Here is a 9848-nt window from a genome sequence, read left to right on the forward strand (position 1 = left end):
CCCGAGCCAGTGCGCGGCGGGCTGCTTCGGCGCCGAAGACGGGCCGTGCCGTCTCGGCGCCGGCCGAGCCGGCGCGCTCGATCGTGATCGCGCCGCCGCCCCGGGCGGAGCCGCCGGATCCGCCGCCGCGCTCCGCCCCATCCTCGTCGGTTGCCTCCAACAGCGCCGCTTCCGCCGCAGTGGAACAGTGCCGCGACCGGATGTTCCTGGCGCGCGAATACTGCCTGGCCGACGCCTGCGGCAAGGCCGGCACGCGCAACCATCAGCTGTGCGTCAAGCACCGGGAAGAGGTGCGGATGCGGGAAGACAGCAAGGTGCGGCAGGGTCCGCAGTGATTCGAGTGGCCTGATCAGGCACGGAAATCCGGGGAACCGGGATTTCCATGCCGGGGCGCCCGCCTGCAGGTTGTTCCGCCGGGCGCCGACACGCTAGACGATGTCGTACGCGTGCACGCCGAAGCTGCCGCGCGCGCGGTCTTCGAAAAAGCGCTGCAGCGTCTCCTTGACGGTGCGAAAGGCGATCTCTTCCCAGGGGATCTCGGCTTGCGAGAACAATCGCGCCTCGATCGTCTCGAAGCCCGGCTCGAACACGTCGCTCAGCAGGCGGGCTCGGTAGAACAGGTGCACCTGGCCCACCCGCGGCACGCTGAGCACCGTGAACAGCGCCTCCATCTCGATCTGCGCCCCGGCTTCCTCGTGCGTTTCGCGGGCCGCGCCTTGCGCCGTGCCTTCGCCCAGTTCCATGAAGCCGGCCGGCAGCGTCCACTTGCCCCAGCGCGGCTCGATGTTGCGCTTGCACAGCAGCACCTTGTCGCCGAACCAGGGCACCGTCCCCACCACGTTCAGCGGGTTTTCGTAGTGGATGGTGTCGCAGCCGGGGCAGACGGCGCGCTCCTTGGTGTCGCCGTCGTCGGGCACGCGGTAGATGACCGCGGTGCCGCAGTTGCGGCAGTGCTTGATGGAGCGGGGAAGCATCACGGAATGGGAAAGGGCCCGCGAGGGGCCCCGTTGCAAGTCGGCCAGCGATCGATTATCAGGCCTTGGTGGTCTTGCCGTGCTTGTCGATCAGCGCGCGCGCCGTCTCCAGCAGTTTCTTGCCGTCGAAGCCGCGCTTGTTCATGTCCTGAACCCATTCCACTTCGACCAGGCGCGCCTTGCGCTTGAACTCCTGCGCGTCTCCAGCGGAGATGGTGTGGATGGTGTTCTTGCGGTCGACGGCGGACTTGCGGCCCGGCAGATCGTTGCCCTGCTGCACCTTGCCCATCCAGGCCGAGGTGGCCATGCCCGAGTTGGCGTCGATCACTTTCTTCAAGTCGGGCGCCAGCGAGTTGTACTTGGCCTTGTTCATCGCCATCACGAAGGTGGTGGTGTAGAGCGCACCACCGGCCGAATCGAACTGGCTGTGGAATTTGGTCAGCTCGTGCACCTTGACCGAAGGAACCACCTCCCAGGGAATCACGCAGCCGTCGATGGTGCCCTTGGCCAGGGCATCGGGGATCTGCGGCAGCGGCATGCCGACCGGCGTGGCGCCCAGGTAGCCGAGCATCTTGGTGATCTGTCGGGTGGGGCCGCGCATCTTCAGGCCGCGCAGGTCGTCGGCCGTCTTGATCAGCTTTTCCTTGGTGTGGAACATGCCGGGGCCATGCACCTGCAGCGCCAGCACCTGCGTGTCCTTGAACTCGTCCTGGGCGACGGTCTGCACGTATTCCCAGTACGCCTTGGAGGTGGCTTCGGCGTTGTTCATCATGAACGGCAGCTCGAACACCTCGATGCGCGGAAAGCGCCCGGCGGTGTTGCCGGGCAGGGTCCAGACGATGTCGACCACGCCGTCCTTGGCCTGGTCGTACAACTGCACCGGCGTGCCGCCCAGCTGCATGGCGGGATAGCCTTCGAACTTGATGCGGCCGCCCGAGTCCTTTTCCACCTTGTCCATCCAGGCCTTGTGCATGGACACGTACACGGCCGATTGCGGCGCCATGAAGGTGTGGAACTTGAGCGTCACGGCTTGCTGGGCGAACCCGCTGAGCGCGGGCGCCGACAGGGCGGCCGCGGCGGCGCCGGACTTCAAAAGCGTGCGACGTTGCATCATTTTTCAACTCTCCAAAACCCTGAGTAGATCAAAGAATCCGCGCTGGCGCCTTGGGGGCTACCCGTAAAAGCTTCCTTCGTGGTGAGGCGGGCGCGCATCGCGCGGCCCGGTTCGCCTTGTGAAGAGGATCCGGCGCCGCCGGTCCTCCCCACACTGACCATTCACCGAAACATCGCGCAAGCAAATTGCGGTGATGAATCATTTGATGAAGCCGACCAGCCACAGCGGGATGATCGGGAAGAACAGGAACAAGGTGGTGCGGACCACATCGCTGATCAGGAACGGCATCACGCCGCGGTAAGTCTCGCCCATGGGCACGTCCTTGGCCATGCCGTTGACGATATACACGTTCAGCCCCACCGGCGGGGCGATCAGGCCGAAGCCCACCGTCATCAGCACCATGATGCCGAACCAGATCGCCACGGACTCCCTGGGCATGCCGAAGTCCAGGCCCATGATGATCGGAAAGAAGATCGGGATCGTCAGCAGCAGCATGGACAACTCGTCCATCACGGCGCCGAGCAGCACGTAGAACAGCAGGATCGCCACCACCACCACCAGCGGCGAGACGCCCCAGCCGCCGACCACGGCCGCCAGCTGGTTCGGCACCTGCGTCAGCGCCAGCGCCGAGTTCATCAGGTCGGCGCCCAGGAAGATCAGGAAGATCATGGCGGCGCTCACCGCCGTGCCGTAGAAGCATTCCTTGAACTTGTCTATGCTCATCTCGCCCTTGAGCAGGGCGGTCAGGAAGGTGGTGGCGGCGCCGACGGCGGCGCCTTCGGTCGGCGTGAAGAAGCCGCCGTAGATGCCGCCGAACACCAGCAGGAAGATGATCGCGATCGGCGCCACGCCGACGACGGAGGCCAGCGTCAGCCGCCGCGGCGTGTCTTCCACGGCCGGTGCGTGGCCGGGCGCCACCCGCACGTAGATCGCCACGGCGATCATGTAGCCGATCATCGCGATGATGCCGGGGACGATGGCGGCGGCGAACAGCTTGCTGATGTTCTGCTCGGTCAGGATGGCGTAGATCACCAGCACGATCGAGGGCGGCAGCTGGATGCCCAGCGTGCCGCCCGCGGCCAGGGTGCCGGTGGCGATGCGGCCGGAATAGCCGTGACGGCGCATTTCCGGCAGCGCCACGCTGGTGATGGTGGCGGCGGTGGCCACCGACGAGCCGCTGATCGCGCCGAAGGCGGCGCAGGCCAGCAGCGAGGCCATGGCCAGGCCGCCGCGAAAGCGCCCCATCAGCGCCGCGGCGAACTCGAACAGCGACTTGCTGATGCCGCCCTTGGTGGCGAAGTGCCCCATCAGGATGAACAGCGGGATCACCGACAGGTCGTAGCTGGCAAAGCGCGCGAACGCCTGCGTGTTCAGGAAGTTGGAGAACGGCAGCCAGCCGGTCTGGGTGACGTAGCCGATGGCGCCGGCGCAGAACATGCTCACGGCGATCGGCACGCGGATCGCCATCAGACCCAGCATGCAGCCGAAGATCAGGGCGGTGAGTCCCAGCGCGCTCATATGGCGACCTCGCCGGTCTCTTGCGTGTCACCGAAGCCGAACGCGGCCTGGTGCAGCGTGATCAGGCCGGCCAGCACGAACGCCGGGACCATCGCCGCGTAGGTGATCCATTCCGGAAAACCCATGATCTGGGTTTCGGAGCCGTAGGAAAAGCTGTTGAGCCCGCCCAGCGTGGTGCGCCAGGCGAGCAGCGCGAAGATCAGCGCCAGCAGCAGGGCGCCAAAGCGGTCCATGCGCGAGTTGGCCTCGGACGACATCTTCGCGGTGAAGAAGTCCACGATGATGTTGCCGCGCCGCGCCTGGCAAAGCGGCATGAACAGGGCGATGGCGGCGCCGGCCGCCACGCCGGTCAGCTCGAAGGCGCCGACGATCGAGGCACCGGTGGTGTTGCGGCCGATCAGGCTGCCGCAGGTCATGAGCGTGATCCCGGTCAGCAACACGCCGGCCAGAATGGCGCAGAATTTCGCCAGGTTTTCCAATATGCGCACGGCAGTCTCCTCGTTGTTTTTTCTTGTCGTCGCGGGCGCGTCAGGCGCCCTGGACCTTGACCGACAGCGTGCCCAGGCCGGCCACGCCGCCCACCAGCGTGTCGCCAGCCACCACCGCCGCCACGCCCTCGGGAGTGCCGGAGTAGATCAGGTCGCCCGGTTGCAGCTCCCAGGCCGCCGACAGGTGCTCGATCGTTTCAGCTATGTTCCAGATCAGCTTTGAGACGTTGCTGCGCTGGCGGTCCTTGCCGTTCACCTGCAGCCAGATCGGCGCCTTGTTCACGTCGCCGGCCTGGTCGGCCGGGGTGATCGGGCCGATCGGCGCGCTTTGGTCGAAGGCCTTGCCGATGCACCAGGGGCGGCCCTGCTTCTTCATCTCGCCTTGCAGGTCGCGCCGCGTCATGTCCAGGCCCACCGCGTAGCCGAAGATGTGCTTGTGGGCGTCGGCCGCCAGGATGTTCTTGCCGCCCTTGCCGATGGCCACCACCAGCTCGATTTCGTGGTGGAAGTTGCTGGTCATGGGCGGGTAGGCCATGGCGCCGGTTTCGCCCTCGTTGACCACCACCACGGCGTCGGCGGGCTTGAGAAAGAAGAACGGCGGCTCGCGGCCGGTGAAGCCCATCTCCTGCGCATGCTCCACGTAGTTGCGGCCGACGCAGTAGATGCGGCGCACCGGAAAGCGCTCGGCGCGTCCGACCACCGGCACGCTGGGCGCCGGCGCGGGTTGGAATACATAGCTCATGACAACCTCTCTTCGCTGTGGATGCCCAGTGCCTGGTGCACGGGACGGTCGGAAAAACTGAACAGGACGCAGCCGGCGGCCGACGAAAGCCGGGCAGTGTGCCACGACGGCACCACGAAATGATCGCGTGGACCGAAGCGGTAGCGCCACTCCTGGTCGCCGCTGGCGATGGTCACTTCGCCTTCACCTTCGACCACGCTGTAGACGGCGCCGTCGGTCTGGCGCCAGGGCTGGCCGGTGAAGCCGCGCGGCAGCTTCTGCATGAAGGTGCCGATGGTCGGCATCGGCCAGCCGCCCGTGAGCGGGTTGGTGTAGCGCAGCTTGACGCCGTCCCAGGCGTCAACGGGCGCGCTGCGTTCCAGCTGCTCCAGCGTCTCGCGGCTGCGCTCGTAGGGATAGCTGAAGATCGGCGAGGTCGCGCCGTAGGGCGACTCGTGCCGCACCGGCGCCATGTTGTGGCCGAAACGGGCCAGGCTGGTGCCTTCGGGCCGCGTCACCTGCTGCGAGGTGCTGCTGTCGTTCTCGGCGAACCCGGCGTCGAAGAAGCGCACCATCGGGATGTCCAGGCCGTCCAGCCAGACCACCGGGGCGTCGGTGTCGTTGCCGTGGTCGTGCCAGGTCCAGCTCGGCGTGATGATGAAATCGCCCGGGCGCATGGTGGTGCGCTCGCCGTCGACCGCCGTGTAGGCGCCCGAGCCTTCGACGATGAAGCGCAGCGCGCTCTGGGTGTGGCGGTGGCTGGGCGCCACTTCGCGCGGCATGATCAGTTGCAGGCCGGCGTACAGCGACTGGGTCACGGCCGACTGGCCGCGCAGCTTCGGGTTCTCCAGGATCAGCACCCGGCGCACCGCCTCCTCGGCGGTGATCGCGTCGCCGGCCCGCAGCAGCAGCGGCCGCACGGCGTCGTACTGCCAGCAGGCCGGCGCGCAAGGCGTGGCGGGCTGCCTGGGCACCAGGGCATGCAGCACCTCCCACAGCGGCGTCAGGTTCAGCGGGTCCATGTCGCGGTACAGCTGTTGCCGGACCTGCGCGTTGGGGTGGGGTGCGTTCATGGTGTTTCCTTTACCAGTTGCGGCCAAGCCAGGCGCCGGTGTCTTCCAGGGCGACCTGCAGGGCGGGCACGGCGACGGCGTCGGCATTCACGCCGGCCTTGAGCGACAGGTCCGCGGCCAGGCCGGCCGCCTGGCCCATCACGAAGCAGGCGCCGGTGACGCGCGCTGCCGACTGGGCCTCGTGGCTCATGGAGGCGCAGCGTCCCGCCACCCAGACGTTGTCCAGCCCTTTCGGCACGGTCATGCGGTAGGGTAGCTGGTTGAAGCCGCGGCTTTCCGGGATCTTCGGCCAGCGGAACTCGACGTCGCCCTTGGTGTGCAGCTCCAGCGGCCAGCCGTTGACGCCGATGGTGTCATCGAAGCTCTCGCACTCCAGCACGTCCGCTTCGGTCAGCTCGTACAAGCCGTGCACGCGGCGCGTCTCGCGAATGCCGACCTGGGGCGCGATGTCGGAAACGTAGCTGTTCTCGAAGCCGGGCACCTCGCGCAGGAAGCCCGCCACGGCGGCGATCTGCTGGCGGCCGATCACCTCGGCTTCGGACAGCTCGCGGGCATCGGTGCCGTCCATGGCGTTGCCTTCGCGGTTGGCCAGCTGCGTGACGTTGGCGCGCCACTCGATGCCGCTCTTTTGGGGCCGCACGATGGCGCCCTTGCGCGGGAACTTGTAGCGGCCGGCGGCTTCGGCCTTGGCCATCAGCTCCGGAATCGTTTCCCAGGCCTTGCCGGCGCGCTGCGCGTCCACGCCGTTGATGCGGAACATGGTGGAGGGATAGAGCATGTGGCCTTCGCCGTCGCCCTTGGAAAACGGGGCACCGGCCCAGGCGGCGAGGTCGCCGTCGCCGGAAGCGTCGATGAAGGCGCGGCCGACGACCGCGCGGCGGCCCGACTTGGTCTCGACCAGCAGCGCCTGCACCCGGGCGGCGCCGTCCATCACGACCCCGGCGCCGAGTGCGTGAAAGAGAATTTCAACGCCGGCCGCCAGCAGCAGGTCGTCGGCGGCAATTTTGTAGGCCGCGGTGTCATAGGACTGGGCCACGATCTTGTGGCCGAACAGGGAGTGGGGCGCATTGAGGCCGCCGAGGCGATCGATCCGCTGCAGCAGGTCGTCGGCCACGCCGTGCACCACTTGGCGGATCTCGCCATGGATGTTGGCGTGCAGGCCGCAGAAATTGGTGACGCCGGCGGCGGTGCCCATGCCGCCGAGGAAGCCGTAGCGTTCGATCAGCAAGGTGCTGCGGCCGGCGCGGGCGGCGGCCACGGCTGCCGCCATGCCGGCGGGGCCGCCGCCGAGGACGACGACGTCGTATTCGCCGTGAACTTCCGTGCGGCGGCTGGGTTCGGTGATGCTGCTTGTCATGGGCTCAAGCATACCGGCGTAACGATGGGCAACCGGCCGCCCGTCCTACGAGCCTGCCGGCATAGCTGAGGCATGCTAGCGCCGCCTGTCCCGTAGCGGGCACACCGATCAGAAAAAAAGGAAACTCAATGAACAAGACCAACTCCGTTCGCACCGCCATGCTGGCCGTCACCATCGCCGCCTTCGGCCTCACCGGCTGCGCCACCACCGGCGCCGGCATTGGCGGCGAAACCGGCCGCAACGCCGCCATCGGCGCCGGCGTCGGCGCCCTCGGCGGCTACGTCTGGTCGCAGCATATGCAGCAAAAAAAGCTGGCGATGGAACGCGCCACCGCCGGCACCGGCGTGGCGGTGGTGCAGACGCAGGACAATCAGCTGAAGCTGAACATCCCGAGCGACGTGTCGTTCGACACCGGCCGCTCCGACATCAAGGCCAACCTGCGGCCCGTCCTGGACCAGTTCGCCAACGGCCTGGCCAACCAGCCGAACACCGAAGTGCGCGTGGTCGGCCACACCGACAGCACTGGCGGCACTGACCTGAACAACCGGCTGTCGCTGGACCGCGCCGAATCGACCCGCCAGTACCTGCTGGCGCGCGGCGTCGACCCGCGTCGCGTCACCATTGCCGGCCGCGGCGAAGCCGAGCCGGTGGCCGACAACACCAGCGACGCCGGCCGGGCCCGCAACCGCCGGGTGGAGATCTTCCTGGGCGAGCGCTCGAACGTCGCTGCCCGCTAACCGCGCCGCGCGCGCTCCCGGGTTCAGCTCTTCGCCACCAGTTCGAAGTGCTCCACCACCGGGGGCGCGGCGAAGAACGGGCCCACGATGGCGCGCCACTGGCCGAACAGCGGTCCTTCGCGAAAGCCCAGCGTGTGGTCCTCCAGCGTGTCCCAGAAGATCTGCAGCACGTAGCGCTCGGGTGACTCGATCCCCTTGTTGACCTTGAAGCCGCGCATGCCCTTGGCCTGCGCGGCGACCGTCGTCAGCCCACGCTGGATGGCTTGCTCGAAGGCGGCCTGCTGGCCGGGCTGGATGCGGATGTCGGCAAGTTCCAGAATCATGGTTGCTCCTTGGGTGATCGTCAGATGCGGCTGAAATATTCGCGCCGCTCGAAATCGTCGCGGTCTTGCGCCTGCTCCAAGCGCTGGCGCTCGGACTGCTTGATGCGGCTGAAGTAGTGGATGAAGGCCTCGCCGAACGCCGCGCACAGGACGGCGTCGTCGCGCAGCGCCTGCAGGCCCTCGCCCAGGCTGGTGGGCAGGCTCTCGGCCTGGCCGCCATAAGGCGAGTCGGTTGCGGGCGGGGCGGCCAGGTCGCGCGCGATGCCGCTGAGGCCGGCGTGGATCTGCGAGGCCAGGTACAGGTAGGGGTTGGCGGCCGGCTCGCCGATGCGGTTCTCGATGCGGGTGCCGGCGTCGCCGCACTCACCGATCACCCGCAGCATGGCGCCGCGGTTGTCGCGCCCCCACAGCACCGACTGCGGCGCCAGCGCGTTCGGGCGAAAGCGCGCGAAGCCGTTGGCCGTGGGTGTGCAGAACACCGTCATGCCGCGCGCGTGCGCCAGCAGCCCGGCCAGCCACTGCTCGCCGACTGCCGACAGGCTGTACTGCGCGTGTTCCGGCGTGCTGCCTTCGGCCGGCACCTGGCGGCGAAACAGGTTGGCCCCGGTGCGCGCGTCGACCAGCGACTGGTGCAGGTGCCAGCCGCTGGACATGATGTTGGGAAAGGGCGGCCGGCACATGAAGGTGGCGTGGTAGCCGGCACGGCGCAGCGCCTGCTTGACCGCGCTGCGGAACAGCACCATGTTGTCGGCGGCGGTCATGGCATCGGTGGCTTCGAACACCGCCTCGACCTGGCTCGGGCCCAGTTCCACCTCCAGCGACAACAGCGGCAGCCCGAGCGCCTGCGCCGTGTGCTGCACGATCCGCAGCGGTTCTTCCGCCAGGTCGAACCAGCCTTCGGCCAGCAGGTTGTAGCCCGGGTGCACCAGGCTCACACGCGGCGGCTGGCCCGGCCAGTCGGCCTGCATCGGGTCGAGCTGGGCCTGCGTGTCCTCGATGCGGTAGATGTGGAACTCCACCTCCAGCCCGCACTTGAGGCCGTAGCCGCAAGCCGCCAGCCGCGCCAGCGCCCGTTGCAGCACGCGCCGGGTGTCCAGTTCCACCGGCTGGCCGTCGGCGAACCAGGGCTGCGCTTGCAGCCACCCGGTGGCCGGCGCCCATGGCAGCCGCTTGAAGCTGGCCGGGTCCGCCAGCAGCAGCAGGTTGTTGGCAAAACCGAAACCGTCCAGCCCGGCGGTGCCGCCCGGCTCGAACACCTTGAAGGCGGTGCGGTCCGAGCTGTCCTTGAGCATCAGCGTGCTGACCAGTCCGACTCCGGCGCGCATCGCATCGGCGGCGGCCGCCGCCACCAGTGTCTTGCCGCGCAGCACGCCGTGCAGGTCGCACCAGGCAAAGCGCACCAGCTCCAGCCCCGCCGCCTCGATGGCCCGGGCGGTGTGCTGCAGCGCCTGCTCGCGCGCTGCGTCGTGGATGCCGCAGCGCTCGGCGAATGCGCTCATTCGGCCGCGCTGGGCACGCCCGCCGGCCGGCTGGCCGCCGCCTT

10 protein-coding genes and 1 pseudogene are annotated in these 9848 nt (G+C 68.2%); 2 read left to right on the forward strand and 9 right to left on the reverse strand.

Going from position 1 to position 9848, the window contains the following annotated elements:
• Positions 1-335: pseudogene (locus JWP65_RS01840) on the forward strand (hypothetical protein); the annotation flags it as partial.
• Between the two features lie 93 nt (positions 336-428).
• Here JWP65_RS01840 and JWP65_RS01845 read toward each other — a convergent pair.
• The 7 genes from JWP65_RS01845 to JWP65_RS01875 all read right to left on the reverse strand — a co-directional run bounded on the left by JWP65_RS01845 (position 429) and on the right by JWP65_RS01875 (position 7245).
• Positions 429-977: an NUDIX hydrolase gene (locus JWP65_RS01845; RefSeq protein WP_299759793.1), complete on the reverse strand. Its 549-nt coding sequence runs from the start codon at positions 975-977 to the stop codon at positions 429-431.
• A 55-nt stretch (positions 978-1032) separates the two neighbouring features.
• On the reverse strand, positions 1033-2088 hold the full coding sequence (locus JWP65_RS01850) for a TRAP transporter substrate-binding protein (protein WP_299759795.1): 1056 nt from the start codon (positions 2086-2088) through the stop codon (positions 1033-1035).
• Positions 2089-2286: 198 nt separating this feature from the next.
• A complete protein-coding gene (locus JWP65_RS01855; RefSeq protein WP_299759797.1) occupies positions 2287-3606 on the reverse strand; it encodes a TRAP transporter large permease in 1320 nt (439 codons plus the stop codon).
• The gene (locus JWP65_RS01860) at positions 3603-4094 is read right to left on the reverse strand and encodes a TRAP transporter small permease (RefSeq protein ID WP_299759799.1); all 492 of its coding nucleotides are present in this window, start codon (positions 4092-4094) and stop codon (positions 3603-3605) included. Before JWP65_RS01860 ends, JWP65_RS01855 begins: the two co-directional genes overlap by 4 nt.
• A 40-nt stretch (positions 4095-4134) precedes the next feature.
• Complete coding sequence (locus tag JWP65_RS01865) at positions 4135-4836, reverse strand: fumarylacetoacetate hydrolase family protein (protein ID WP_299759801.1); 702 nt, start codon at positions 4834-4836, stop codon at positions 4135-4137.
• On the reverse strand, positions 4833-5888 hold the full coding sequence (gtdA, locus tag JWP65_RS01870; RefSeq protein WP_299759803.1) for a gentisate 1,2-dioxygenase: 1056 nt from the start codon (positions 5886-5888) through the stop codon (positions 4833-4835). Before gtdA ends, JWP65_RS01865 begins: the two co-directional genes overlap by 4 nt.
• Before the next feature lie 10 nt (positions 5889-5898).
• Positions 5899-7245, reverse strand: coding sequence for an FAD-dependent oxidoreductase (locus JWP65_RS01875; RefSeq protein ID WP_299759805.1), 1347 nt, complete (start codon positions 7243-7245; stop codon positions 5899-5901).
• 128 nt (positions 7246-7373) lie between these two features.
• On the opposite strand from JWP65_RS01875, the gene JWP65_RS01880 reads away from it, so the two are divergent.
• Positions 7374-7982, forward strand: coding sequence for an OmpA family protein (locus JWP65_RS01880; protein ID WP_299759807.1), 609 nt, complete (start codon positions 7374-7376; stop codon positions 7980-7982).
• A gap of 23 nt (positions 7983-8005) precedes the next feature.
• Here JWP65_RS01880 and JWP65_RS01885 read toward each other — a convergent pair whose 3' ends face one another.
• Positions 8006-8305, reverse strand: coding sequence for an antibiotic biosynthesis monooxygenase (locus tag JWP65_RS01885; protein ID WP_299759809.1), 300 nt, complete (start codon positions 8303-8305; stop codon positions 8006-8008).
• A 20-nt stretch (positions 8306-8325) separates the two neighbouring features.
• Positions 8326-9804 carry a glutamine synthetase family protein gene (locus JWP65_RS01890; RefSeq protein WP_299759811.1) on the reverse strand — a complete coding sequence of 493 codons (1479 nt, stop codon included), beginning with the start codon at positions 9802-9804 and terminating at the stop codon, positions 8326-8328.
• Between the last annotated feature and the right edge of the window lie 44 nt (positions 9805-9848).

Source organism: Ramlibacter sp., from assembly GCF_028292805.1.
In the GTDB taxonomy this organism is placed as follows: domain Bacteria; phylum Pseudomonadota; class Gammaproteobacteria; order Burkholderiales; family Burkholderiaceae_C; genus Ramlibacter.